The organism is Bacillus cereus group sp. N21 (assembly GCF_016483395.1).
Lineage (GTDB): Bacteria > Bacillota > Bacilli > Bacillales > Bacillaceae_G > Bacillus_A > Bacillus_A pseudomycoides.
Genome location: NZ_JAEHBX010000052.1, coordinates 1 through 25,474, shown reverse-complemented (window position 1 = coordinate 25,474; position 25,474 = coordinate 1). Strand labels below are relative to the sequence as shown.

Here is a 25,474-nt window from a genome sequence, read left to right as displayed (position 1 = left end):
AAATTATGCATTTTTCATTTCTTCAATCTCTTGCCGCGTCATTTGTTCTCGCCAAATGTTCGCACCAAGACCTTTAAGCTTGTCTACTATATTTTCATAACCTCGGTCAATATGTTCAAGCCCTGTCACTTCTGTAATCCCTTCAGCCATTAATCCTGCAATTACAAGTGCAGCACCCGCTCGTAAATCGCTCGCTTTTACCTTTGCTCCTTGCAAAGCAACAGGTCCTGTCACAATAGCAGAACGGCCTTCTACCTTAATTTGTGCATTCATCCGGCGCAATTCATCAATATGTTTAAAACGAGCACCGTAAATCGTATCCGTTACAACTCCCGTTCCATGCGCCTTTGTTAAAAGAGTTGTAAAAGGTTGCTGTAAATCTGTCGGAAATCCTGGATACACAAGTGTTTTTATATCAACAATCTTTAACTTACGATCCCCATTTACCTTAATTTGATCATCGTTCGTCTCAACTTGTACACCAGCTTCTCGTAATTTTGCAGTGATTGACTCTAAATGTTGCGGGATTACATTATCAACTGTTATTTCTCCACCAGACGCCGCTCCTAAAATCATGTACGTACCCGCTTCAATTCGGTCTGGAATAATAGAATGGTGACAACCGTGCAGAGAATTCACACCATCAATACGAATCACATCTGTACCAGCACCTTTAATTCGTGCTCCCATACTTGTTAGTAATGTTGCTACATCAATAATTTCTGGTTCTTTCGCAGCGTTTTCAATCACCGTTCTACCTTTTGCACGCACAGCTGCTAGCATAATGTTAATCGTTGCTCCTACACTAACAACATCTAAATAAATACGAGCTCCTCGTAATTCATCCGCTCTTAAATAGATTGCACCTTGCTCATTTGTCACATGTGCACCTAATGCTTCAAATCCTTTAATGTGCTGATCAATTGGTCTTGGCCCTAAGTGACATCCACCAGGAAGCCCAATTACAGCTTTGTTAAAGCGGCCAAGCATAGCGCCCATCAAGTAATAAGAAGCACGTAATTTTTTTACCTTCCCGTTTGGCAAGGGCATAGCAACCATTTTGGAAGGATCAACCGTCATCTCTTCCTCCTGATTGTACGTTACAACTCCTCCAATTTCCTCTAATAGGTCTCCTAACATCTTCACATCTGAAATATTAGGTACACCACCGATGGTCACTGGAGTATCAGCTAAAATGGTCGCTGGAATTAGAGCAACAGCACTGTTCTTTGCACCGCTCACGCGAATTGATCCGTTTAAAGGTCGTCCACCTTCAATCAGCAACTTTTCCATGTTGAGCTCCCTTCTTATGAATGTATTTATTTTCCTTAAGAATCTCATTTGTTCAGCATACTATCAAGAAAAACAAAAGAGCCAATCATTTTTGACTTTTCCCTTTCCTCAACTTAACAAGCGGTAAGCCCTCACCTTAAAATAGGTAGGCTTTAGGCGAGTAGATGAAGACTAACTGCCCGTCAAGCTATACTCGTCAATTCATCTTAGATACATGATAACGTTTATTAATAGAATCATTCACACCATTTTCCATTTTCACATTTCCTTACAGTTCATGTGAATAAATTGGCAATTCATTTAATCTTAAGACTTGTTCACGCTTTCATTATACAACGAAAGGAAACCGTCTAAAAGACTAGACGGTTTCCAAAACGGAATTTTATTCTTACGCTTTACCGTTAGAACCGAATTCACGAATTTTACCAATAACAGTTGCTTTGATAGCTTCGCGGCCAGGTCCGATAAATTTACGAGGATCGTAAACTTCTTGATCTTTGTTTAATACTTCACGAACAGCTTTTGTAAACTCGATTTGGTTCTCAGTGTTTACGTTGATTTTTGAAGTACCTAAAGAAATAGCTTTTACGATATCAGCAGTTGGGATACCAGTACCACCGTGAAGTACTAAAGGTACACCAGTGAAGTCGCGAACTTGTTCCATTTCTTTAAATCCTAAGTTAGGCTCACCTTTGTAAGGGCCGTGTACAGAACCTAAAGCTGGAGCTAGGCAATCGATACCTGTTGCTTCAACAAGGTGTTTACACTCTTCAGGATTAGCATAGATAACGCCTTCAGCGATTACATCGTCTTCTTGTCCGCCAACTGTACCAAGCTCAGCTTCTACAGATACGTTACGAGCGTGTGCGTATTCTACTACTTTTTTAGTAGTTTCAACGTTTTCTTCGAATGGGTGGTGAGAAGCGTCGATCATTACAGATGTGAAACCTGCATCGATTGCTTCTTTACATTTTTCGAAGCTTGAACCATGGTCAAGGTGAATCGCTACAGGAACAGTGATGTTCATTTCTTCGATTAAAGCTTTAACCATAGCTACAACTGTTTTGAAACCAGTCATATGACGAGCTGCACCCTCAGATACACCTAATATTACAGGAGATTTTTCTTCTTCCGCAGCAGCTAAGATAGCTTGAGTCCACTCTAAGTTGTTCATGTTGAATTGACCAACTGCGTATTTTCCTTCTAGTGCTTTGTTTAGCATTTCTTTCATGGAAACTAAAGGCATGATGAATCCTCCTAAAAAACGTTTTTTGTATCCGATAAGTTCTTATCGCTGGTAGTATGACCAGAATAAGGTAAAATATGTATATCTACATACCGGACTTTTTTCTACACTCAATAGGATAACAACTTGTACTCAAAAACTCAACTGTATTCACCTGCTCATCAGTCCATGTAAACGCTTTTTTTCATATTTTTTATAAAAAATTCATTTTTAAGCCTCTACAGCGATTTCATTTCGTACTGCTTGGCGAATTTCATCAATATCAAACGGCTTAGCAAAGTGCATTAAAGCTCCTAAATCTTTCGCTTCTTGGATCATATCCAACTCCCCATAAGCAGTCATTAAAATAACTTTAATATCTTCGTTAATTTCTTTCACATGTTTTAAAATCTCTATACCATCCATACCTGGAATTTTCATATCTAGAATAACTAAATCTGGATTATCCTTTTTCACGATATCTAAAGCTTGAAATCCATTTGCTGCTTGGAACGTTTGATAACCTTCTTTTTGGAACACTTCATGCAATAACACACGAATGCCGTATTGATCATCAACGATTAAAATTTTCCCTTCCATAGTCCCCAACCTTTCTGTGTAAATACAAGATTAAAAGCTTCTTATATCTTATTCGATTTATTTTCGCTATTCTTTACCAAATTCCTTCCCATTTCTTTCTTATTTTACCGCCTACTATTTTGTTATGCCACCTCTATTACTTCGCCTTTCTAAAAAAATAAGCTATAATGAAAGCCGCCTTAACACAATCGAAAGGAGCAATACAATGTTAAAAATTTTTTCTACTCAGCTAAGCGGCTATTTCACAAAGATTTCTCAAAAAGAAGAGATGAATATAGAAGATAGTGCCCGTCTACTTGCGCAAGCGTTAGTTGGTGATGGCATCGTTTATTTACACGGTACAAACGAAATGGACGGCGTTGTTTCGGAAGCATTACACGGCGCAGAGCCGCTAAAACATGCAAAGCGCTTAATCGAAAATGGTACAAAAGCAGAAGTGACATCCGCAGACCGCGTACTTCTTATCAGTCGTTTTTCAACAGATGAAAATATTATTTCATTAGCGAAGCAGCTACAAGAAGAAGGACACTCCATTGTTGGTATTTCAGCCATCCAAAATGGCGAAGTCTCACTAGAACAATTCACAGATGTACATATTGATACAAAATTGCTAAAAGGTTTAATCCCGGATGATGAAGGCAACCGTTATGGGTTCCCAAGTTTAATCTTATCTCTATTTGCTTATCACGGATTAAAATTTACAATTGATGAAATGATAAACGAATATGAGTAAAAGAAAAAGGCGTCCAAATTTGGACGCCTTTTTTATTACTTGCTTTCTTTATTCGTAATAGAAGCTTTTACGAAATCATGGAACAATGGTTGTGGACGGTTTGGACGAGATACAAGTTCTGGGTGGAACTGTGCTGCCACGAACCAAGGGTGATCTTGTAATTCAATGATCTCTACTAAACGACCATCTGGGCTTGTACCAGAGAAGATAAATCCAGCGCCTTCCATGTCTTTACGGAATTCGTTGTTGAACTCATAACGATGACGATGACGCTCGTATACAACTGGTTCATTATACGCATTGTAAGCATTTGTTTCTGGAGTAAGCTTACATGGGTATAGACCAAGACGAAGTGTGCCACCTAAGTCTTCTACATCTTTTTGTTCTGGTAATAAGTCAATAATTGCATAAGGCGTGTCAGGATTAATTTCAGAAGAGTTAGCCCCTTCTAATCCTAATACGTTACGTGCAAATTCGATTGATGCAAGTTGCATTCCTAAGCAAATTCCTAAGAATGGAACTTTATTTTCACGTGCATATTGAATTGCAGCGACTTTTCCTTCTACACCGCGATCGCCGAAGCCACCTGGTACAAGGATACCGTCTGTGTCGCCAACTAATTCTTTTACGTTTTCTGCTGTTACGTGCTCAGCATTTACCCATTTCACTTCTACATCTGTATCAAATGAATATCCTGCATGGCGAAGTGCTTCTACAACAGAAATGTATGCATCTTGAAGTTCTACATATTTACCAACAAGAGCGATTTTTGTTTTCTTAGATAGGTTACGTACTTTTTCAACTAATGCAGTCCACTCTGTCATATCTGCAGCTGGATTGTCTAGTTTTAAGTGATCGCAAACGATTTGGTCCATATTTTGCTCTTGAAGCGATAATGGAACTGCATATAACGTATCTGCATCACGCGCTTCGATAACTGCTTTTGTATCGATGTCACAGAATAAAGCAAGTTTGTCTTTCATATCTTGAGAAACAGGCAATTCTGTACGAACAACGATAATATTTGGCTGAATACCTAAGCTACGAAGTTCTTTAACGCTATGTTGCGTTGGTTTTGTTTTCATTTCACCCGCTGCTTTTAAGTACGGGATTAATGTACAGTGAATATACATTACGTTGTCACGACCAATATCGCTCTTAATTTGGCGAATTGCTTCTAGGAATGGTAGAGACTCGATGTCACCAACAGTTCCCCCGATTTCTGTAATAACAACGTCCGCATTTGTTTCGCGGCCTGAACGATATACACGCTCTTTAATTTCATTTGTTATGTGAGGAATAACTTGAACTGTTCCTCCTAAATATTCACCACGACGCTCTTTTTGAAGAACAGAAGAGTAAATTTTACCTGTTGTTACGTTGCTGTATTTGTTTAAGTTAATGTCAATGAAACGCTCATAGTGACCAAGGTCTAAGTCTGTTTCTGCGCCATCATCTGTTACGAATACCTCACCGTGTTGGTATGGGCTCATTGTCCCTGGGTCTACGTTAATGTATGGGTCAAACTTTTGGATTGTTACGTTTAAACCACGATTTTTTAAAAGTCTTCCAAGAGATGCTGCTGTAATCCCTTTCCCTAAAGAAGATACTACACCGCCTGTTACGAAAATATACTTAGTCATAAAAGTACTCCCTTCTACTTTGTTGTTATATAATCACCGTTGCAAAGCGCAACGTATGTAGATAACACCTTATCTATCTTATTGTTAGACTCTTTTTATTTTCTAACCAAAAAACAAAAAAGAAAATTGCTCCCCTCATCACGAAAAGTAATAAGTAGGGAGCAATTTTCTTTTATATTTACACTTTAAAAGTATTATCGTCCTGTTTTAAAGAGCCCAAAAATGATTCTACATGGACGATAATAAAAAGTCAAGAACTACACTTCTTCCTCTTCTTCTTCCGTTTCATCATACTCAAGTTCTTCGTCAGCGAATTCTTCCTCTTCATCATCTTCATCTAAATCATCAAGATCATCGTCTTCGTCAAGAACCTTGTCCAAATCTTCTACATCATCTTCTTCGTCATCACCGTCGAAGTCGTCTTCGTCTTCTTCAATGTAGTCATCAAAATCTTCTTCCTCTTCAACCTTACGTTTTTTCTTAGGCTTTGGCTGAGGTAAGATTTCTTCATCAATTTGCTCGTATGGGTACCAACTGCGTATCCCCCAACGGTTTTCTCCTAAATTGATGAAACGTCCATCGATATTTAAATCTGTATAGAATTGTGCGATCTTCGCAGCAACTTGTTCTTGAGATAGTCCCAGCACTTGAGCGATTTCCTGAACTAAATCATGGAATGACGTTGCCTGTCTTTTATCCTCTAAAACACTATGTACAACTTCAATCATGGATAATTCTTTTAGCTCTTCTGGTGAATATTTCTTAAAATCCACTTATGCGGCACTTCCTTTCTTAAAATATAATCCTATATATAACGGCCTGTTTAAAAAAATCCATACTATTCATTATAAACAAAACTCCAACAAATATGCTACAAAAAAAACGGGAAACTTTCACAAGCAATCGATAAAAGTGATTACAGACCAGTATTTACAAGATTAACCTGTAGGGACTATATAAAGTGAAACTTTAATCAGTGGGGATTTCCTCTCATTTTCTCCTTCTGGTCTCACTCGGCATGGAGCTAAAAAAGACACTGGCCGCTTCTATGCACGGCTAGATGCTCTCTCCCGCCTAAAAGAGGGGGATATCGTTTTATTTCGGAAGCATATGCGCGCCATGTAATACATACCTAATCTGCATTTCTGTATATTCCTCTAATGTATAAAGTTTTTGCAGGGCCCAGCGTCTAAATCCCCACATTTGTCCTTGAATGAAAATATTATGAGCCAGCAGTTGAATTTCCTTTTTCGTTAATGTAAATGTGCCATTTTTCGTACACTGTTCTAAAATATTTTCAAACATTCCCACCATTTGAAACTCTTTTTCTAGTACATATGGAAGAGACTCTTTCGGTAAAAAACGAACTTCTTGATACATAATTAATACTTCTTCTTGCAACTCATCCATTACTTTAAAATAATTCGTAATGGCTACCCTTAAACTTTCAACGCTTCCTTTTTCCGTGCAGACCACTTCTTCTAATCGTTCTTTTACATGTTCATAAATACTATCACATACTAAATACAACACATCATCTTTCGTACGGATATATTCGTAAAGTGTCCCAATACTAAACCCGGCCGCTTTTGCAATTTCCCTCGTTGTTGTACGAGGAAATCCCTTTTGCTTAAAGAGCTGCACCGCTCCTTTAATCATCTGCTCGCGCCTTAGTGCAACCAATTTCTCATCCTTTACAGACGCATGCACATTGTGCTTAACCATCCTCTTCACCTCTCTCTACCATTTGGAAGGAAAAAGCGTAGGAAAATACCTACGCTTTTTCTCTTATTTCGTTAACATGCGAGAAATTACAAGCCTTTGAATCTCTTGTGTTCCCTCATAAATTTGCGTAATCTTTGCATCACGCATGAACCGTTCTACCGGGTAATCTTTCGTATAACCGTAACCACCAAATACTTGTACTGCTTCCGTCGTTACTTTCATCGCTGTATCCCCAGCAAACACCTTCGACATCGCTGATTCTTTTCCGTACGGAAGTCCTTCTGATTCTAGCCAAGCAGCTTGGTATGTTAATAGGCGTGCTGCCTCTACACTTGTCGCCATATCTGCTAATTTAAAACCAATTCCTTGCTGCGCAGCAATTGGCTTTCCAAACTGATGCCGTTCTCTTGCATACTCCACAGAAGCATCTAAAGCTCCTTGCGCAATACCAACAGCTTGCGCCGCAATACCGTTACGACCACCGTCTAGCGTCTGCATTGCAATTTTGAACCCTTGTCCTTCTTCGCCAAGTAAATTTTCAGCAGGAATACGGCAGTCTTCAAACATGATTTCTGTTGTTGGTGAAGAGCGGATCCCAAGCTTGCTCTCTTTCTTACCAACTGAAAATCCTAGCGCATCGCTTTCTACAATGAATGCACTTGTGCCGCGCTGCTTTGATTCTGGATCAGTCAATGCAAAGACAACATAAATATCAGCAATGCCGCCATTTGTAATAAAAATCTTAGAACCATTTAAAATGTAGTGATCGCCATCTCGCTTCGCTGTCGTTCTCATTCCGCCTGCATCTGAACCAGAACCTGGCTCTGTTAAACCGTATGCACCAATTTTCTTCCCTTCCGCCATCGGGCGTAAAAACTTTTGTTTTTGTTCCTCTGTTCCAAATTTAAAAATGGGCCAACCAGCAAGCGAAGTATGAGCAGATAACGTGACACCTGTCGAAGCGCAAACACGGGATAACTCTTCTACAGCAATCACATACGCTAAGTAATCGCTTCCAATCCCGCCGTATTCTTCAGGCCATGGAATTCCTGTTAAACCAAGGTCCGCCATTTGGTCAAATAAAGCGCGGTCAAATCGTTCTTCTTCATCTCGCTCCGCTGCTGTCGGCGCCACTTCATTTCTCGCAAAATCTCGAACCATTTTTCGTATCATTTCATGCTCTTCTGATAATTTAAAATCCATGTTCCTTCCCCTCACTCTCTCTTCTCTTTATAATGCTCGGCTAATAACAAGCCGCTGTATTTCACTCGTTCCTTCATAAATCTCACAAATTTTTGCATCACGGAAAAATCGCTCAACTGGATAATCTTTCGTATAGCCGTAACCGCCAAATACTTGTACCGCTTCAATTGCGACATCCACCGCTGTTTTCGAAGCAAACAGCTTTGCGATAGATGCTTCCTTCCCGCAAGGAAGTCCCTGTGCCCTAAGCGATGCCGCTCTATATACAAGTAACCTCGCAGCTTCTACGCTCGTAGCCATATCCGCCAGTTTAAAGCCCAGTCCTTGCTGCGCGGCAATTGGCTTTCCAAATTGCTGACGCTCCTTCGCATAATCCACTGCACATGCTAGCGCTGCCTCGGCGATGCCAAGTGCCTGTGCTCCAATACCAATGCGACCAACATCTAAATTCGCCATCGCTACTTTAAAACCTTGTCCTTCTTCACCAAGCAGGTTTTCTACTGGTACTTTCATATCTTCAAATGTTAATTGCACTGTACGAGAACCAAGCAGTCCCATCTTATGTTCGTCTTTTCCAACGATTAAGCCTTGTGTATCTTTCTCTACAATAAACGCAGAAATTCCGCTCTTCCCTGCATCTGGATTCGTAGAAGCAAACACGATATATGTATCTGCCTCGCCACCGTTTGTAATAAATACTTTCGAACCGTTAATGACATAGTAATCACCTTGCTTTACGGCTCTTGATTTTAAGCTACCTGCATCTGATCCCGCATTTGGCTCAGTTAAAGCAAATGCACCTAAATATTCACCCGTCGCTAGTTTAGAAACATATTTTTGCTTTTGTTCTTCTGTTCCAAAATATAAAATTGGGTTTGTTCCAACCGATGTGTGTACCGCCAAAATAACACCAATTGTCGCGCTCACCTTTGATAATTCCTCAATAGCTAAAATGTAAGAAATGAAATCCATTTCCGCACCGCCATATTTCGCTGGTGCTGGAATCCCCATAAGTCCAAGTTCACCCATTTTCTTCAAAATCTCTCTAGGAAACACCCCTTGTTCCATCTCTGGAACAAAGGGAGCGATTTCCTTTTGTGCAAAATCTCGAACCATTTTCCTCATCATCTGCTGCTCTTCTGTAAAACGAAAATTCATATGCCCCGCCCCCATTTGCGATATATCTTTTTTCAACCACCTGGTAAGACCACTACTTTGTACAAAAGAGGGAGACCTACCCTTGCTTTCTATTCGTATACGTAGAAACCACGACCTGTTTTTCGACCTAACCAACCAGCATTTACATATTTACGTAATAACGGACATGGGCGATACTTACTATCTCCTAGTCCTTCATGCAGAACCTCCATAATGTACAAACACGTATCTAGACCAATAAAATCTGCTAATGTTAACGGCCCCATTGGATGATTCATACCGAGCTTCATCACTTCATCAATTGCTTCTTTTGTTGCGACGCCTTCATATAGCGTATAAATCGCTTCATTAATCATCGGTAATAAAATACGGTTGGAAACAAATCCAGGGAAATCATTTACTTCAACTGGTACTTTTCCGATTTTCTTTGTAATGTCTTCGATTGTTTCGTATACTGCATCATCTGTTGCAAGACCCCGAATGATTTCAACAAGCTTCATAACCGGAACTGGATTCATAAAGTGCATCCCAATTACTTTCTCTGGTCTTTTCGTTACCGCTGCAATTTCTGTAATTGGTAAAGACGATGTATTTGTCGCCAAAATCGCATGTTCTGGTGCAATTTCATCTAAATTCGCGAAAATTTTCTTTTTAATATCCATTTTCTCAACGGCTGCCTCAATAACAAGATCTGCTTCTTTTACACAATTTAATTCAAGCGTCGCTGTAAGACGATTTAAAGTTGCTTCCTTTGACTCTTCATCCATGCGTCCTTTTTCTACTTGGCGTGCTAAGTTTTTTGTAATAATGGATAATCCCCGATCTAATTGCTCTTGTTTCAAATCCTGCATATATACGTCATATCCTGCCATCGCACATACTTGTGCAATACCTGAACCCATTTGCCCCGCACCGATTACAACAATTTTTTGCACACTCATTTTTTCTCCCCCTTTTTATTAATGAACTTCAATCATAATCGCGTCGCCTTGACCACCGCCGCTGCAAATCGATGCAATTCCAACGCCGCCGCCGCGCTGCTTCAGTGCATGAATAAGCGTTACAATAATCCGTGCTCCGCTTGCTCCAATTGGATGTCCCATCGCAACCGCGCCACCGTTTACGTTAATTTTTTCCGGATCAATTCCTGCAATATTTGCACTCGCAATTGCAACTGCTGCAAAGGCTTCGTTAATCTCAAATAAGTCAATCTCATCCACTGTCTTACCTGTTTTCTTCAAAAGCTCATTAATCGCATACCCTGGTGTTCTTGGGAAATCTTTCGCTTCTACCGCAATTGCTGTATGTGCTAAAATTGTCGCTAACGGTTTTCTTCCTTCTTGCTGCGCTCTGTCCTCGCTCATTAATACAAGCGCCGCGCCGCCATCATTTAACCCTGGTGCATTTCCAGCCGTTACTGCCGCTGTTTTATCAAATACAGACTTTAGCTTTGCTAGCTTTTCAACTGTTGTATCTTCGCGCGGCGCTTCATCTTTTGTAACAACAATCGGCTCACCTTTTCGCTGCGGTACAGATACTGGTACGATTTCCTCTTCAAATCGACCTTCCTTCTGCGCAGAAACTGCACGCTGATGACTGCGATATGCCCATTCATCTTGCACTTCGCGAGAGATTCCGTCCTCCTTCGCGACTTCTCCGCCATACACACCCATATGTACGCCAGAAAATGAACACGTTAAGCCATCTACTACATTTAGATCGGCAACTTGATTATGTCCCATCCGGTATCCCCATCGTGCACCTTGTAAAATATAAGGACTATTGCTCATCGATTCCATTCCGCCTGCTACAATAAGCGTTTGATCTCCAGTACGAATAATTTGATCAGCCATTGTTACAGCACGAAGACCAGATGCACAAACTTTATTCACTGTTTCTGTACGAGTTTCCCAAGGAAGTCCAGCTTCTCTCGCCGCTTGGCGCGAAGGAATTTGCCCCTGTCCTCCTTGAATCACCGCTCCGAATATAACTTCTTCAACATCATTTGCAGCAACATCCGCTCGCTCAAGCGCAGCTTTAATCGCAATTCCTCCAAGTTCCGTTGCTTTTACATCCTTTAAAGATCCCCCAAACTTTCCAACCGGTGTTCTTGCAGCACTTAAAATAACTGTTCTTACCACGTTTATTTCCCCCATTTCTTTTTTCGGCGCTGAGCGCCCGCTCGATACTCCTACGCTGAGAAGAGGTGCAAATCTTGCACCTCTTTCTAAAGTTGTATGGATTCTTACGTATTACATAACTTCTTTTTTAGACCCAATTACAGAGCGTTCTAAAATCTCTGTTACATCAAGTGTCTGAACTTGCTCTTCTACTTCTTTTGCTTTCGTACCGTCACTAATCATCGTTAGGCAGTACGGGCATCCCGTACCAATGATTGACGGTTTCACAGCAAGTGCTTGTTCTGTACGTGCAACGTTAATGCGCGAACCTGTTGTTTCTTCCATCCACATAAGTCCGCCGCCTGCGCCGCAGCACATGCCTGTTTCACGATTACGCTCCATTTCAACAACTTTCACACCTGGAATTGCTTTTAAAATACTGCGCGGTGCTTCATATACTTCGTTGTATCTTCCTAAATAACAGGAGTCATGATACGTAATCGTCTCTTCAATACGGTGAACCGGCTCTAATCGTCCTTCTTTCACCCACTGTGCTAATAATTCTGTATGGTGATAGACTTCTGCTTGTAGGCCAAAGTCTGGATACTCATTTTTAAATGTGTTATAGGCATGCGGATCAATCGTAACGATTTTCTTCACGCCTGCTTTTTCAAATTCTTCAATGTTCTTTGTGGCCATCTCTTGGAATACAAATTCGTTTCCAAGGCGTCGTGGCGTATCTCCCGAGTTCTTTTCTTTATTACCAAGAATCGCAAAGGAAATGCCCGCTTTATTCATCAGCTTCGCAAATGATATCGCAATTTTCTGACTGCGGTTATCATAAGATCCCATGGAGCCTACCCAGAATAAATATTCGAACTCTTCGCCAGCCTTTGTTTTCTCTTTCACAGTTGGAACGGTTACTTCATCATCGCCTTGGCGCCACGTTTCACGCTCTTTACGGTTCAGCCCCCACGGATTCCCTTGGCGCTCAATATTTGTCATCGCACGCTGCGCTTCTGGATCCATTTTTCCTTCTGTTAAAACGAGATAACGGCGTAAATCAATAACTTTGTCAACGTGTTCATTCATAACTGGGCATTGATCTTCACAATTACGGCACGTTGTGCATGCCCAAATCTCTTCTTCTGTAATGACGTCTCCGATTAAACTTGGATCATAAGCAAGTGCTGTAGCAGCCGATTCTTGTTGCCCTTGCCCCGCTGCCATCATCGCTAACTGATTTCCTTGTGTATTGTTAAACGCAGCCGCCGGAACCCATGGAGCCCGTGATGTTACCGCTGCCCCCTTATCCGTTAAGTGATCGCGAAGTTTTAAAATTAAATCCATTGGTGACAACATTTTGCCCGTTCCTGTTGCCGGGCACATATTTGTACAGCGCCCGCACTCTACACAAGCGTATAAATCAATAAGCTGCGTCTGTTTGAAATCCTCAATTTTCCCAACGCCGAATGTTTCTTGTGTCTCATCTTCAAAATCAATTTTTTCAAGTTTCCCTGGATTAGAAAGGCGAGTAAAGAATACATTAACAGGTCCGGCAATTAAATGTGCGTGTTTTGATTGTGGTACATAAACTAAAAACGTTAACAAAATAAGTAGATGCATCCACCAAGAGAAATAGAACACAGAAATGGCTGCGGTTTCATTTATTCCTGAGAAAACGTAAGCGATTCCAGAAGCGATTGGTTCGCTCCACGAAAGCTCTTCGCCGTGCCATATAATGCCCATTCCGTTACCAAGTAGTACAGAAAGCATTAAGCCTCCGATAAAAATAAGAACAAGGCCTGATTTAAAATTACGTTTTAAACGAACAAGTTTTTCAACGTATCTTCTATGAAAAGCCCAAAAAACTGCGATTAAAATCATAAGTGTGATAATTTCCTGGAAGTATGTAAATGCAGGGTATAGTGGTCCAAGTGGAAGATGTGATCCTGGTGCTAATCCTTTCCAAACGAAGTCAATTGCTCCAAATTGGACAAGAATAAATCCGTAAAAAAACATAACGTGCATGATACCGCTTTTTTTATCTTTCAGCAATTTTTTTTGACCGAAAACGTTAACCTTAAGAATATCCCACCTCTCTTTAAAGCGGCGATCAAATTCTACTTTTTTTCCTAATTGTATGTAGGCCATCCTTGTTCGTATCAAATATACAAACAAATATCCAGCATAAGCAATAACAGCAATGGCAGCCAGCCAATTAATGATCAGTAAACTATTCATTTTTATGATACCCCTCTCTTTGTAAGCCCTCTTTCTTTTAGAATCTTCGAAAATAAATAATTTTCTGAATTATATCCCCTATCCCCATTATATAATGAGTGAGCATTCAGTCAACAGTTTTTTGTTATACAACACAACATTTTTTCATAAAGCTGTTTATTTAGGTGAAACTATAAGAATGAATTCTCAGGAGGTAATTTGATAATGGTCTTTTTATCTCTCTTACTAATATGCTTAGTCATATGGGTCTCACTCGACTTTTTACTTGGAAGAAAACATCATTTAAAAAAAATAAAGTCCCGCCCTTTTCCCTTACGACGTAGCAATTTTAAATTGTATACATGGGGAACAAATTTATACAATGATTTATTTCTGGATATAAAGGGGGCAAAGCATCATATACATATTTTATTTTTCATTGTCAAAAATGATGAAATTAGTCAAACCTTTTTACAGCTTCTCACTGAAAAAGCCAAACAAGGTATAGAAGTACGTCTCCTTCTCGATCGTATAGGAAGCCATCATTTATCAGATGAAGCCATTCGCTCACTCAGGCAACATGGTGTATCTTTTTCATATTGTCATAAAATCAAGATCCCTTTTCTCTTTTTTTCTGCAAACCAAAGAAATCATAGAAAAATTACGATTATCGATGGGAAAATTGGTTATATTGGAGGTTTCAACATTGGAGAAGAATATTTAGGGCATGATCCTGAATTGGGCCTTTGGCGTGATTATCATTTACGCCTGACTGGCGAAGGCGTACAAGATTTACAAAAACAATTTTTGCACGATTGGCGCGATGATACAAATGAAGATTTATTAGAAGAAGCATCATTTTTTCCTAAACAGATGCCAGGTCCTATGCTACACCGCTTTATCCCAACAGACGGTGCCTATTTACAGGAAACATTTGTATCACTTATTGAAAGTGCAAAAGAGGAATTATATATTGGGACACCCTATTTCATTCCGGGAAAAATAGTAATGAATGCATTATTACAAGCAAAAAAACGAGGTGTTCGCATTACGATTCTCGTTCCTAAAAAAGCAGATCACCCACTCGTTCGCGAAGCTAAATTACCATACTGCCGGAAATTGATGAGGGCAGGGTGTCATATTTATGAATTTCAACAAGGATTTTTTCACGCGAAAATTATTATGGTAGATAATCATATTTGTGATATCGGAACAGCTAATTTTGATATGAGAAGTATATACATCAATCATGAAATAAATTGTCTCCTATATGATCGGGCTTTTATACAAGAAATTAAGGTGCACATTAGCAAAGATATAGAGGGATCTACATTGCTTACATGGAAAGAGGTTTCCTCCCTCTCCCTTGTTGATAAAAGTAAAGAATGGATTGGGACGTTACTAGCATTTTTCTTATGAAATGAAACTTTTATAATTAAATAATAAATAACGGGGGTAGGGCAGATGATTATGCGCTTTGGGTATGTCTCACATGCAGTCGCTTTGTGGGACTGTTCCCCTGCTAAGACAATGACATTTACAACGTGGAAAAAGCTTGGTAAACAGGAACGAGAAGAAAAATTATATAATATTACAACGCAAAACCTTATGCATACATTACGTATCCTGCATTACAATATCGCACATGAAATTCCATTATATCGATTATCATCTTCTATCGTCCCACTCGCAACCCATCCTGAAGTTGATTTTAATTATATCTATATATTTACACCCTTTTGGCGTAAGATGGAGGAATTAATTCGAGAGCATAACTTACGAGTCAGCTTTCATCCAAATCAGTTCACATTATTTACAAGTGAAAAACCTCATATTACAGATAATGCGGTTTTAGATATGACATATCACTATAACGTATTAGATGCAATGGGATTAGCAGACTCTTCCTACATTAATATCCATATTGGAGGTGCATACGGTAACAAAGAGAAAACTTTACTACGCTTTCATGAAAACTTAAAAAAGCTCCCTTTCCATATCAAGCAGCAAATGACACTTGAAAATGATGATAAAACATATACAGCTTCTGAAACATTAGCCGTTTGTAAGCAAGAAAGAATCCCTTTTGTATTTGATTATCATCATCACATGGCAAATCTTTGTGATGAACCGTTAGAGGAACTACTACCAGCTATTTTCGAAACGTGGAATCATACACATACAGTTCCTAAAGTCCATATTTCTTCATCAAGGTCAGAAAAGGAATTTAGAGCTCACGCTGACTATATTGATGCTGCATTTATAAAACCTTTTTTACACGTTGCCAAGGCAGTGAATCAAGATTTCGATATCATGATTGAAAGTAAACAAAAAGATTTAGCACTTTTTCAATTAATAGATGAACTCGCTTCTATAAGAGGAGTGAGACGAATAAGCGGTGCAGCGTTACAATGGTAATTGTAACGTTTTTTCATGATGCCATTCTCTTCGGGGTGATATTATTAAAATATAGTATTTTGCTAAGGGCGTTGAAACGCATGAACAATGGTCATTTTTATATAAGCAAAATTGTGACCATATTCACGTTTTTTAGTTAGCAAGCTTATTAATTTATTACAGAAGCGGCTCCTTAACACAAACATTTACTTAATAAAAAATAAAGAACCCATACCCTGGGTTCTTTATTTTCATCTTAGTATTCAAATGGCAAATCACAAGCTAACTGTACTTCTTGATCATTATGAGTTATTGTATGACTTTCCTCTACTAATTTATCTCCAAAAGAAATACCCCATACCATCGCTAACGTCAACATACTACCGATAAGTAGCTTTTTCATATTCCATCACCTGCATGTTTTTCTTTCAATATATCATGAAAATTTATCCATTCTATATGCAATTATGCATATCCATTAATATCCATACCTTAATTCTATCTACTTTTATAAAACACTCGTTTTTATCCCTATTAATAAGCCTCTTACCAAGAAAAGCATTACTTTAATTTTTTTAAAAGTGTATCTTTATACTCATGCAGTTCTAATAAATCAAAGAAGAACAGCGCTTTTTCATAAGCTTCCTGAATGTCTTCCTTTGCATTTCCTAACCTTTCAAGACATTCACCTTTTTGATATTGCAATTGTCCAATAAATGACATGTTATTAATACGGCAAGAGATTTTAATTGCCTTTATAACCTGGTGAAGCGCCTCTTCATACCGCTCATCTAAATACAGTGCTTTTGAATGGTTATATCTAACCTTCACAGCAAATTCTTCATTGCTATGTAGAGATTCCAATTGTTTTAAAATACCTTCAAACAACTCAATACTTTTTTTGAAATATCCATTTTCTGCATAAATGTTTGCTATAGCATTTTCCATATATAAATTTTGAAATACATCAATTCCTGCTAATTCTTGATTGAGTAATTTTTTTAGTTCTAAAATACAATATTCATAACTTATCTTTTTTAACATATATGCTGCTAAATAATACTGCCATTGAAGAAATTGTTGAAATTCTGGATGATACTCATCTTTTTTGAGCTCCTCCCAGGTTTTATTATAAATTTCTTTATACTTCTTTTGTTTGCAAAGTACTATAATATGATCTTTAAACTGTTTCTTTCTTTCAATATCAGAATAAATGAGCACTTCATAAAAATGAATGATGGGAACTCTCAGCTTTGCTGCAATTCCTTGGAGTATATCCATACTTGGATATACTGAACCTGCTTCAATTCTGCTCACTTCTGATTGATGACATATATTATCAGATAACTGTTTTTGTGTTAAACCTCTTAACATTCTAATTTTCTTTATTTCCGCTCCCAGCTTTGCTGCGTGCATAATTGTTCACCATCCCATTACAGAAATCTAACTTCCGAAGTTGTCATACCACTACAATACTGGTTTTCGACAATTTTTGAAATGAAACATTGCATAATATGTATCATTTAGCAAACTTTTCTTGTAAATCATCTTATACAAATACAATACTCGTAGTGTTAGAGATGAATGATAGAAAAGTTGCTAGTGTATTCCTTGTTTTTGGTCTACTCTATCCTTTATCAATGGAAGCAATTCTCGTGCCCCAGAAATTGATAAAAGTGAAGCGAACGTTGAAGTTGCTCAACCTAGTTTCATAATTAGTACATAAACTGAACCACAAAACGTCACAGTGGGGAATATTGCTAAAAACACTTAAAAGTTGAAGTACAAGAGGTTCACGCGTAACAAAAACAAGTTACCACTGAAAAAATGTTGATTTTCAACCTACAAACAAAAAGGCAAAAGAAAATCAAGCCGAAGTACGTCTTTCCCAAACATATAAAAATAACAAAATATATGACCAAGACATCATTGCTCAAGTAGATAAACATGGGGTAATTAAGACAATTAGTGGTAAAGTTGTCCAAAATCTAGAACAGCAACCTAATCTTACTATAACAAATTTTTTGTCGAAAAATGAAGTAAAATCTATATTATGTCCTAGACTTTACATTTTAGTGATAGAGGTTCAAAAAAAAGAATAAAAAGATGTTTACCACTATAACCGGTAAACATCTTTTTTCATATCCAGCCCTTTTCTTCCGCAATCGCAATTGCTTCAATTCGGTTTTTCGCATTTAATTTTGTTAACACATCTGAAATATAATTCCGTACAGTACCAGATGAAAGATACAGTGTCTTGGCAATTTCATTTGCTGTTTTTCCTTCTTTCGCTAACAAAAGTACTTCTTTCTCACGATCTGATAACGGATTTTGCTCTTGCCATAGTCCAAACATTAATTCAGGGGAAATCTCTCGTTTCCCTTGCATCACATTGCGAATCGCTGCCGCTAAATCTTCACTTGGGCTATCCTTTAATAAATATCCATGAACTCCTGCTTTCATTGCTCTTTCAAAATAACCTGGACGTGCGAATGTTGTTAAAATCATTACTTTGCATAGTAATTTTTTCTTTTGCAATTCCTCTGCAACATCTAAACCACTTTGAATCGGCATTTCAATATCCATAATACTTATATCTGGCTGCAACTTTTCAATTAATTTTAAAGCTTCTTCACCATTCTCCGCCTGCCCTACCACTTCAATGTCGTCTTCTAAATCAAGCAGAGCTCCGAGCGCTCCCCTAAGCATTCGTTGATCCTCAGCAATGATGATTCTAATCATGCTCTCACCTCATCTTTTCCTGTTCTAATTACAATTGGAACCTTCACCGTTAACATCGTCCCAGGATGCGTTTCATCTAGTTCAAGTGCTCCATCAATAAGTGCAAGCCGTTCTTTCATACCTAAAATGCCATTCCCATCATGACTTTGTGCTTGTAATCCCACTCCATTATCTTTCACCTGCAAAATCAGTTCTCCTTGCGTTTCAAATAAGGAAACCATACTTTCCGTCGCCTTACTATGCTTTACAACATTCGTTACTGCTTCTCGTAAACACATCCCTAAAATATTTTGCTCAAGTGGTGATAATGCACCAGAACTTGCTTTCTGCTTTACCTCTAGTGAAATATTAGCAGCTTGCAGGATAGCCTTTATTTGCTCAAGCTCTTCTTCCACAGTAATCATCCGCATATCGGAAATCAATTCACGCAATTGCTTTAAGGCTGTGCGCGATGTTTGCGTAATCTCCTTCGCTTCTATACTTGCACGCTCTGGATTTTTTACAATCAGCTTCTCAACAAGCTGGCTTTTTAAAGTAATGAGGGATAACGTATGTCCTAAAGTATCGTGAAGGTCTCTGGCGATTCGCTGACGTTCTTCACGTTTTACTAGATCTTTAATTTGTTCGTTTGCTTCACTTAACTGGTTCCTTAACACCTTTTTTTGATTAAAACTACGCATAGCAAAAGGCATCAGAAGCATCATAATAAACATTGGTACAGCACCTAAAAAAGATGTCAACGAAAAATCATTTCTGTATACAAATATGAATGTGATAACGGTTAGTACTAATAAAGAAAATAGTATTCGGAATGATTTCTTTGTAGGTGCAAATGCTATTGCATTTGCAGTAAAAAAGCCTAAATAAATAAGATATGGATTATAAAAAAAACCTAACACAAATGCGATGATCATTTGTATACATGCCCACATCATAAATGTCTTTTGCACAAAATAAAGTTGTCGGTATGCCAAAACAAAGATTACTAGCATACCGCTTCCTAACAATAGTTTCCAACCAGTTTCTTGTAGTAATGTGTAGATTGGAAACGCTAAATATACAAGCCATATATACGGGAAGAATCCCATATGTTTCGGAAAAATCTCAAACTTCTTCTCTATCATTTATACCGCTTCCTGTCTTTTTCTTATATATATTGATATTACAACAAATATAAGGAAATAACCTCCTAAAATCGCGATATTCTCCCAGCCTATAGATTTCCCCGCTACAATATCCCATGCCCCGCTTCCGAAGTGATATGTTGGTGTCCACTCTCCAATTGTTCTTAGCACTTTCGGAAACACTTCAATCGGCATCCATAAACCGCCTAGTACTGCTAAACTCATATTTAAAATGTTTGCGAGACCAGAAGCTGCATCTGCTTTCTTAATTGAACCTACAATCGTTCCAAGTGCTAAAAACGGCGTCACACCTATTAATAGCCATAATCCAGCACCAATCCATTGCCCGATCGTTAATTCCACGTTATTGATTAGCATACCTGCAATAAAGATCACAAGTATTGAAAAAGCATTTACCACTGTTTGAGAAATAATTTTAGCTGTTAAATATGCTCCCTCTGGAAGTGGTGTAATTTTTAAAAGATGTGTCCATCCCTGCCCTTTTTCTTGAGAAAGTCTCACACCAAAGCTAAAAAGTGCTGTTCCTACAATACTGAAAGTAGCCATCGAAATTAAATAGTGCGCTTTCCAAGCATCTCCGTTCTGCGGTACTTGAATGACATTTGTAAAAATGTAATAAAACAGAACTGGCATTAATAATGAGAAAAAGATAAATAATTTATTGCGAAACGTACGTAAGATTTCTATTTTACATTGCATCCATAAGGCTTTCATACAATTCCCTCCTTCTGATTTGCGACAAACTGTTCAAACGCTTCATCAAGACTTCCTCGTTCAACTGAGATATCTGTAACAGGTAAATTCTCTTTATAAATTGCTTGCAACGTAGCATCCGTATCATCTGTTGTGAGAATAACACGCGGTTCATGAAACTGTACTGCTGTAACATGCGGTAACCCCTTCAGCAAGTCTGTTGGAATTTTTTCTTTTGTGTAAAATGAAATGGTTTTTCGAGAAATCGTTGCTTTCATTTCCTCTGGAGTTCCATCAGCAATGATTTCTCCGTTTGCAAATAGTAAAATTCGATCTGCTAACGCATCTGCTTCTTCTAAATAATGCGTTGTCAAAATAATCGTTTTCCCTTCACTCGCTAGCTTTCGAATCGTTTCCCAGAAAGCCTTTCTAGATGTAATGTCCATTCCTACAGTCGGTTCATCTAAAAATAATAAATCTGGGTTTCCAGCAAGTGCGAGTGCAAAGTTTAATCTTCTTTTTTGACCACCTGATAATTTTTCACAACGCTGCCTTTTTTCCGATTCTAAATTTGATAACTGAAGTAATGTTTCTTTTGCAACTGGATTCGTATAATAGCTGCGAAATAGATCAATTGCTTCCTCCACTGATATACTATCGATAACACTCACCTCTTGTAGCATTGCACCGAGGCGATTACGAACTGCTCGCTGCTTGGGACTCTTTCCAAATATAGAAACACTTCCTTCTGATGGATCCTTTAATCCAAGCATCATTGAGATTGTTGTTGTTTTCCCTGCACCGTTTGGCCCAAGAAGTGCAACAATCTGCCCCTTCTCTACATGAAATGAAACGTTATTTACAGCCTTTTTATGTTTAAATGTTTTTGAAACACCATTTACTTCAATAATCTTTTCCATCTTGCCACCTCCACTGTTCCTTATATTTACATTGTATAAATTGGAAGAGCTGGAAAACAGTAAAATACGTCATGATATGAATATGACAATTGTCATGAAGTTCCTATGAAACCCATCAAGGCTCCTTAAAAAGTATACTAACCGTACGCCAGTAGCAGGACAAAAATAAACATGATACAATCGTGTAAGATATATATTCGAGGAAGGACAGTGGTTTTTTTTATGATCATCCGTAATGAGAAGGATTTAGAAGGTTTACGAAAAATCGGCCGCGTTGTTGCGCTTGCACGCGAAGAGATGAAAAAACAAGCAAAGCCAGGTATGACAACGAAAGAGCTTGATTTGATCGGTAAAAAAGTATTAGATGAGCACGGTGCTATTTCTGCACCTGAAAAAGAATATGATTTCCCAGGTGTAACTTGTATTAGTGTAAATGAAGAAGTTGCACACGGTATTCCAAAAGATCAGGTATTAAAAGAAGGCGACTTAGTAAATGTTGATGTATCTGCGGCACTTGACGGTTATTATGCAGATACAGGTATCTCTTTTGTTCTTGGGCAAGATGAAGAAAAAGAAAAACTTTGCCAAGCAGCAGTAGATGCATTTTGGGCAGCAATGAAAAAAGTAAAAGCTGGTTCGAAACAAAACCAAATCGGTCGTGCAGTTTCTAACTTTGCTCATAAAAATGGCTATGCCGTTATCCAAAACTTAACAGGGCATGGCATCGGTCTTAGCTTACACGAAGCACCAAATCACATTCTAAGCTACTACGATCCAATGGATAATGCACTTCTTAAAGATGGTCTTGTTATCGCTGTAGAACCTTTCATTTCTATGAAGGCTGACCATATTATTGAACGCGGCGATGACGGTTGGACATTTGTAACACCAGATAAAAGCCTTGTTGCACAATGTGAACATACAGTCGTCGTAACACGCGGTGAGCCGATTATTTTAACTGAACTGTAAGGGATAAAAGGAATGCAAGTGGCATTCCTTTTTCTATACAAAAAAAAGAGAAATCACACTGATTTCTCTTCTTTTCATATGAATGCCTTACATCTAATGATAATTATCATGAAATGTGGAAACATGACAATTATCATGTTCAAAAGGTTCAAGCATGAGAAAAAGAAATCTCACCATGGATTTCTTTTTCTCTACATATTCTAAAGCTTGGGTACACTAGACATGCAATTTAGGGGCTTTCAAAACAAGAAAGCGAACCTTTGTCTAAAATAATAGCACATACATCCCCTCTAAAAATATGCATATATGCATATGAAATGATTCTACTTTTATTTCTCAACTTGAATTAATTGAAAATACAAAAAACAGGAGATAGAATAGAGTCGTTATCCGTCTTCTTTTGTCAGTCAGATAGAATAGAAGAATAGGAGAGGAATATATGAAGAGAACATTGAAACAAAAAATAGTAAGCTCTTTGCTTGCTGCAACACTCGCTGTCAGCTTAGCTCCAATTGGACAAGCAAAAGCTGATTCCCCGCCAGAAACGATCAAAACTCCACCTATTGCAGAGCAAGTTAATGCTAACCGTGCAATCGAACACGTCCGTTTTTTATCAGAAACAATTGGCCCGCGCCCTGGTGGAACACAATCAGAAAAATGGGCTTCTCGCTATGTTGGGATGAAATTACAGTCAATGGGATATGAAGTAGAATATCAGCCATTTGCTGTACCCGATCAATATGTAGGATTTATTGATCCCCCTTTATCACGTTCAAAAAATTGGCAAGCAGGCGCCGCCCCAAATGCTTTAATTTCTACTGAGGCTGTCACCGCTCCTCTTATTTTTGTGCCGAATGGGACCAAATTAGAGGAAATTCCAAATGAAGTAAACGGAAAAATTGTCTTATTTGAAAGAGGTGCAACAGTAGCAGACTACAACAAACAAGTAGAAAATGCCGTTGCAAAAGGTGCAAAAGGCGCTCTCTTATATAGCCTAATTGGCGGCCGCGGCAACTATGGCCAAACTTTCAATCCAAGATTAACGAAAAAACAGTCCATCCCTGTATTTGGTCTTGCTTATGCACAAGGTAATGCCTTCAAAGAAGAATTAGCAAAAAAGGGAAGTACAATCCTTTCTTTAAAAGCACGACATGAATCAAACTTACAATCTCTAAATGTTATCGCGAAAAAGAAACCGAAAAAGAGCACTGGAAATGAAAAAGCTGTTATTGTAAGTTCACATTATGACAGCGTTGCTGGAGCACCAGGAGCAAATGATAATGCTTCTGGAACAGGGTTAGTATTAGAACTAGCTCGCGCATTTCAAAATGTAGAAACTGACAAAGAAATCCGATTTATTGCTTTCGGTTCAGAGGAAATGGGGTTGCTTGGTTCAGAGGAAATGGGGTTGCTTGGTTCAGAGCACTACGTTGACAACTTATCTCAAAAAGAACGCGATCGTATTCTAGGCGTTTTTAATGCTGATATGGTTGCTACAAACTATGATAAAGCAAAAAATTTATATGCAATGACGCCAGATGGTTCTACGAATCTTGTAACAGACGCAGCATTAAATGCTGGGAAACAGTTAAATAATGATCTTGTTCTGCAAGGAAAGTTTGGTTCTAGTGACCATGTGCCATTTGCTTACGCTGGCATCCCTGCCGCTCTATTCATCTGGATGGGAGTAGATAGTTGGGATCCACTCATCTATCATATTGAAAAGGTATACCATACGCCGCAAGATAACGTTCTAGAAAACATCTCACCTGAACGTATGAAAATGGCTTTAGATGTAATTGGCACTGGTGTTTATGATGTTCTGCAAAAACCGGCGGTACAAACAGGGCAGAAAGCTGCTTAATTATCACCAAAGCCACTCACTCCAAAGTTGTGGCTTTTTTTGTTAAAAAAAATAAATATGCATAAAAGCATATTTATTTTAAGGAATTATCATGTATAATACTAAATATAACAATAACTAAATATAACAATAATGATTATACTTGATAAGAAGGCATTTCTATTATTAAAAAAAACGATTCTTGCAGGTGTATTAACTTTCGCTGGACAGGAGCTACTGCTCAACCATTCAAGAACATAGCTTTACAAAATACTATTTCTAATTTCGCCATAGAAAAGCCCCCTTCAGGTTGCATTCTTCCCTTCACTTTATCGTGAAGTTTTTTTGAATATCTACCTAAAGGGAGTAATATCAATAGTAATTTTTTAATTTGTCTGCTACTCAGATTACAGTGTAATCAATAATCTAAAGCTTTTTTATTATTTTATTCGTTGTCGAGTGAATAGAATTCCACCTAAAACGAATAATATCATACCTGCAACGATTGAAATCATTTCCGCTGATGTTCCTCCTGTATTAGGAAGCATTGATGTCGGCTTATCATTTTCTTCAGTAGGTGGAACTTTTGAATCGTTATTTGTGTTTGGATCTTTTGGATCTACACCTGTTTCGTCTTTGATTTTTGTATTCGTGATGTCATAACCATGTACTTCGGATTCATATCCATTTACCGGTTGTTCTTTCACTTCATACTTATATGCCTTACCTTCGGCATCATATGCCGCTAAGTCTGTAAATGCATATTTCCAACCGCTTGCTTCGCTTACTTCTTGCGTTGCAATCACTTTACCATTTTGTAGTAGGTCTACTTTGATCATTGC

At 38.3% G+C, this 25,474-nt stretch carries 23 protein-coding genes and 1 pseudogene; 6 read left to right on the top strand and 18 right to left on the bottom strand.

The genetic code is table 11. The annotated features are described in order from the left end of the window. Positions 1-3: 3 nt before the first annotated feature. The 3 genes from murA to spo0F all read right to left on the bottom strand — a co-directional run bounded on the left by murA (position 4) and on the right by spo0F (position 3,118). Entirely contained in the window at positions 4-1,293 is a 1,290-nt protein-coding gene (gene murA / locus JDS96_RS22555; RefSeq protein ID WP_003202346.1) for a UDP-N-acetylglucosamine 1-carboxyvinyltransferase, read from the bottom strand. Between the two features lie 388 nt (positions 1,294-1,681). Next, positions 1,682-2,539 (bottom strand): class II fructose-bisphosphate aldolase, encoded by an 858-nt coding sequence (locus JDS96_RS22550; RefSeq protein ID WP_018781175.1) that lies wholly within the window; start codon positions 2,537-2,539, stop codon positions 1,682-1,684. A 210-nt stretch (positions 2,540-2,749) separates the two neighbouring features. Beyond that, complete coding sequence (spo0F, locus tag JDS96_RS22545; RefSeq protein ID WP_000398590.1) at positions 2,750-3,118, bottom strand: sporulation initiation phosphotransferase Spo0F; 369 nt, start codon at positions 3,116-3,118, stop codon at positions 2,750-2,752. Between the two features lie 205 nt (positions 3,119-3,323). Between spo0F and JDS96_RS22540 the strand changes: the two genes are divergently transcribed. Then, positions 3,324-3,851, top strand: coding sequence for a DUF2529 domain-containing protein (locus tag JDS96_RS22540; protein ID WP_018764917.1), 528 nt, complete (start codon positions 3,324-3,326; stop codon positions 3,849-3,851). Between the two features lie 35 nt (positions 3,852-3,886). Here the strand turns inward: JDS96_RS22540 and pyrG are convergent, their stop codons facing one another. The 8 genes from pyrG to JDS96_RS22500 all read right to left on the bottom strand — a co-directional run bounded on the left by pyrG (position 3,887) and on the right by JDS96_RS22500 (position 13,944). Further along, positions 3,887-5,494: a CTP synthase gene (pyrG, locus tag JDS96_RS22535; protein ID WP_003202338.1), complete on the bottom strand. Its 1,608-nt coding sequence runs from the start codon at positions 5,492-5,494 to the stop codon at positions 3,887-3,889. A 257-nt stretch (positions 5,495-5,751) separates the two neighbouring features. Beyond that, positions 5,752-6,267 (bottom strand): DNA-directed RNA polymerase subunit delta, encoded by a 516-nt coding sequence (rpoE, locus tag JDS96_RS22530; RefSeq protein ID WP_018764916.1) that lies wholly within the window; start codon positions 6,265-6,267, stop codon positions 5,752-5,754. A 322-nt stretch (positions 6,268-6,589) separates the two neighbouring features. After that, positions 6,590-7,219 (bottom strand): TetR/AcrR family transcriptional regulator, encoded by a 630-nt coding sequence (locus JDS96_RS22525; protein WP_018764915.1) that lies wholly within the window; start codon positions 7,217-7,219, stop codon positions 6,590-6,592. A 63-nt stretch (positions 7,220-7,282) separates the two neighbouring features. Beyond that, positions 7,283-8,422: an acyl-CoA dehydrogenase AcdA gene (acdA, locus tag JDS96_RS22520; protein ID WP_003202333.1), complete on the bottom strand. Its 1,140-nt coding sequence runs from the start codon at positions 8,420-8,422 to the stop codon at positions 7,283-7,285. Between the two features lie 27 nt (positions 8,423-8,449). Beyond that, complete coding sequence (locus tag JDS96_RS22515) at positions 8,450-9,580, bottom strand: acyl-CoA dehydrogenase (protein ID WP_033796586.1); 1,131 nt, start codon at positions 9,578-9,580, stop codon at positions 8,450-8,452. An 89-nt stretch (positions 9,581-9,669) separates the two neighbouring features. Next, complete coding sequence (locus tag JDS96_RS22510) at positions 9,670-10,521, bottom strand: 3-hydroxybutyryl-CoA dehydrogenase (RefSeq protein WP_006096674.1); 852 nt, start codon at positions 10,519-10,521, stop codon at positions 9,670-9,672. An 18-nt stretch (positions 10,522-10,539) separates the two neighbouring features. Further along, the gene (locus JDS96_RS22505; RefSeq protein WP_199668069.1) at positions 10,540-11,823 is read right to left on the bottom strand and encodes an acetyl-CoA C-acetyltransferase; all 1,284 of its coding nucleotides are present in this window, start codon (positions 11,821-11,823) and stop codon (positions 10,540-10,542) included. A 9-nt stretch (positions 11,824-11,832) separates the two neighbouring features. Beyond that, positions 11,833-13,944, bottom strand: a complete 2,112-nt coding sequence (locus JDS96_RS22500) for a (Fe-S)-binding protein (protein ID WP_199668067.1) — start codon at positions 13,942-13,944, stop codon at positions 11,833-11,835. Between the two features lie 204 nt (positions 13,945-14,148). On the opposite strand from JDS96_RS22500, the gene cls reads away from it, so the two are divergent. Together cls and uvsE are read left to right on the top strand one after the other, a co-directional pair. Next, positions 14,149-15,342: a cardiolipin synthase gene (cls, locus tag JDS96_RS22495; RefSeq protein WP_199668066.1), complete on the top strand. Its 1,194-nt coding sequence runs from the start codon at positions 14,149-14,151 to the stop codon at positions 15,340-15,342. 45 nt (positions 15,343-15,387) lie between these two features. Further along, a complete protein-coding gene (gene uvsE, locus JDS96_RS22490) occupies positions 15,388-16,341 on the top strand; it encodes a UV DNA damage repair endonuclease UvsE (RefSeq protein ID WP_199668065.1) in 954 nt (317 codons plus the stop codon). Positions 16,342-16,576: 235 nt separating this feature from the next. Here uvsE and JDS96_RS22485 read toward each other — a convergent pair whose 3' ends face one another. Both JDS96_RS22485 and JDS96_RS22480 read right to left on the bottom strand, forming a co-directional pair. Beyond that, positions 16,577-16,723 (bottom strand): quorum-sensing peptide PapR, encoded by a 147-nt coding sequence (locus tag JDS96_RS22485; RefSeq protein WP_199668064.1) that lies wholly within the window; start codon positions 16,721-16,723, stop codon positions 16,577-16,579. A 158-nt stretch (positions 16,724-16,881) separates the two neighbouring features. After that, positions 16,882-17,736, bottom strand: coding sequence for a helix-turn-helix domain-containing protein (locus JDS96_RS22480; protein WP_199668063.1), 855 nt, complete (start codon positions 17,734-17,736; stop codon positions 16,882-16,884). Between the two features lie 164 nt (positions 17,737-17,900). Here JDS96_RS22480 and JDS96_RS32350 point away from each other — a divergent pair. Then, positions 17,901-18,374, top strand: a pseudogene (locus JDS96_RS32350) (M4 family metallopeptidase); the annotation flags it as partial. Between the two features lie 85 nt (positions 18,375-18,459). Here JDS96_RS32350 and JDS96_RS22470 read toward each other — a convergent pair. From JDS96_RS22470 to JDS96_RS22455, 4 genes are read right to left on the bottom strand one after another with little or no spacing between them, the layout of a single operon-like run. Next, positions 18,460-19,062, bottom strand: a complete 603-nt coding sequence (locus JDS96_RS22470; RefSeq protein ID WP_033799264.1) for a response regulator transcription factor — start codon at positions 19,060-19,062, stop codon at positions 18,460-18,462. Then, a complete protein-coding gene (locus tag JDS96_RS22465; RefSeq protein WP_199668062.1) occupies positions 19,059-20,186 on the bottom strand; it encodes a sensor histidine kinase in 1,128 nt (375 codons plus the stop codon). Before JDS96_RS22465 ends, JDS96_RS22470 begins: the two co-directional genes overlap by 4 nt. Beyond that, the gene (locus JDS96_RS22460; RefSeq protein WP_018764904.1) at positions 20,187-20,921 is read right to left on the bottom strand and encodes an ABC transporter permease; all 735 of its coding nucleotides are present in this window, start codon (positions 20,919-20,921) and stop codon (positions 20,187-20,189) included. Beyond that, complete coding sequence (locus JDS96_RS22455) at positions 20,918-21,820, bottom strand: ABC transporter ATP-binding protein (RefSeq protein ID WP_006096684.1); 903 nt, start codon at positions 21,818-21,820, stop codon at positions 20,918-20,920. Before JDS96_RS22455 ends, JDS96_RS22460 begins: the two co-directional genes overlap by 4 nt. Positions 21,821-21,991: 171 nt before the next feature. Between JDS96_RS22455 and map the strand changes: the two genes are divergently transcribed. After that, on the top strand, positions 21,992-22,789 hold the full coding sequence (gene map, locus JDS96_RS22450) for a type I methionyl aminopeptidase (protein WP_026008493.1): 798 nt from the start codon (positions 21,992-21,994) through the stop codon (positions 22,787-22,789). A gap of 439 nt (positions 22,790-23,228) precedes the next feature. Continuing rightward, positions 23,229-24,653, top strand: coding sequence for a M28 family metallopeptidase (locus tag JDS96_RS22445; RefSeq protein WP_199668061.1), 1,425 nt, complete (start codon positions 23,229-23,231; stop codon positions 24,651-24,653). A 419-nt stretch (positions 24,654-25,072) separates the two neighbouring features. Here the strand turns inward: JDS96_RS22445 and JDS96_RS22440 are convergent. Beyond that, a partial coding sequence (locus JDS96_RS22440; RefSeq protein WP_242479967.1) for a Cna B-type domain-containing protein occupies positions 25,073-25,474 on the bottom strand: 402 nt, incomplete at its 5' end.

Excerpts from the sequence above, each read along its gene's own strand:
- murA (WP_003202346.1), bottom strand. The coding sequence starts at position 1,293 with ATGGAAAAGTTGCTGATTGAAGGTGGACGACCTTTAAACGGATCAATT.
- JDS96_RS22550 (WP_018781175.1), bottom strand. The coding sequence starts at position 2,539 with ATGCCTTTAGTTTCCATGAAAGAAATGCTAAACAAAGCACTAGAAGGA.
- spo0F (WP_000398590.1), bottom strand. The coding sequence starts at position 3,118 with ATGGAAGGGAAAATTTTAATCGTTGATGATCAATACGGCATTCGTGTG.
- JDS96_RS22540 (WP_018764917.1), top strand. The coding sequence starts at position 3,324 with ATGTTAAAAATTTTTTCTACTCAGCTAAGCGGCTATTTCACAAAGATT.
- pyrG (WP_003202338.1), bottom strand. The coding sequence starts at position 5,494 with ATGACTAAGTATATTTTCGTAACAGGCGGTGTAGTATCTTCTTTAGGG.
- JDS96_RS22525 (WP_018764915.1), bottom strand. The coding sequence starts at position 7,219 with ATGGTTAAGCACAATGTGCATGCGTCTGTAAAGGATGAGAAATTGGTT.
- acdA (WP_003202333.1), bottom strand. The coding sequence starts at position 8,422 with ATGGATTTTAAATTATCAGAAGAGCATGAAATGATACGAAAAATGGTT.
- JDS96_RS22515 (WP_033796586.1), bottom strand. The coding sequence starts at position 9,580 with ATGAATTTTCGTTTTACAGAAGAGCAGCAGATGATGAGGAAAATGGTT.
- JDS96_RS22510 (WP_006096674.1), bottom strand. The coding sequence starts at position 10,521 with ATGAGTGTGCAAAAAATTGTTGTAATCGGTGCGGGGCAAATGGGTTCA.
- JDS96_RS22500 (WP_199668067.1), bottom strand. The coding sequence starts at position 13,944 with ATGAATAGTTTACTGATCATTAATTGGCTGGCTGCCATTGCTGTTATT.
- cls (WP_199668066.1), top strand. The coding sequence starts at position 14,149 with ATGGTCTTTTTATCTCTCTTACTAATATGCTTAGTCATATGGGTCTCA.
- uvsE (WP_199668065.1), top strand. The coding sequence starts at position 15,388 with ATGATTATGCGCTTTGGGTATGTCTCACATGCAGTCGCTTTGTGGGAC.
- JDS96_RS22485 (WP_199668064.1), bottom strand. The coding sequence starts at position 16,723 with ATGAAAAAGCTACTTATCGGTAGTATGTTGACGTTAGCGATGGTATGG.
- JDS96_RS22480 (WP_199668063.1), bottom strand. The coding sequence starts at position 17,736 with ATGCACGCAGCAAAGCTGGGAGCGGAAATAAAGAAAATTAGAATGTTA.
- JDS96_RS22470 (WP_033799264.1), bottom strand. The coding sequence starts at position 19,062 with ATGATTAGAATCATCATTGCTGAGGATCAACGAATGCTTAGGGGAGCG.
- JDS96_RS22465 (WP_199668062.1), bottom strand. The coding sequence starts at position 20,186 with ATGATAGAGAAGAAGTTTGAGATTTTTCCGAAACATATGGGATTCTTC.
- JDS96_RS22460 (WP_018764904.1), bottom strand. The coding sequence starts at position 20,921 with ATGAAAGCCTTATGGATGCAATGTAAAATAGAAATCTTACGTACGTTT.
- JDS96_RS22455 (WP_006096684.1), bottom strand. The coding sequence starts at position 21,820 with ATGGAAAAGATTATTGAAGTAAATGGTGTTTCAAAAACATTTAAACAT.
- map (WP_026008493.1), top strand. The coding sequence starts at position 21,992 with ATGATACAATCGTGTAAGATATATATTCGAGGAAGGACAGTGGTTTTT.
- JDS96_RS22445 (WP_199668061.1), top strand. The coding sequence starts at position 23,229 with ATGAAGAGAACATTGAAACAAAAAATAGTAAGCTCTTTGCTTGCTGCA.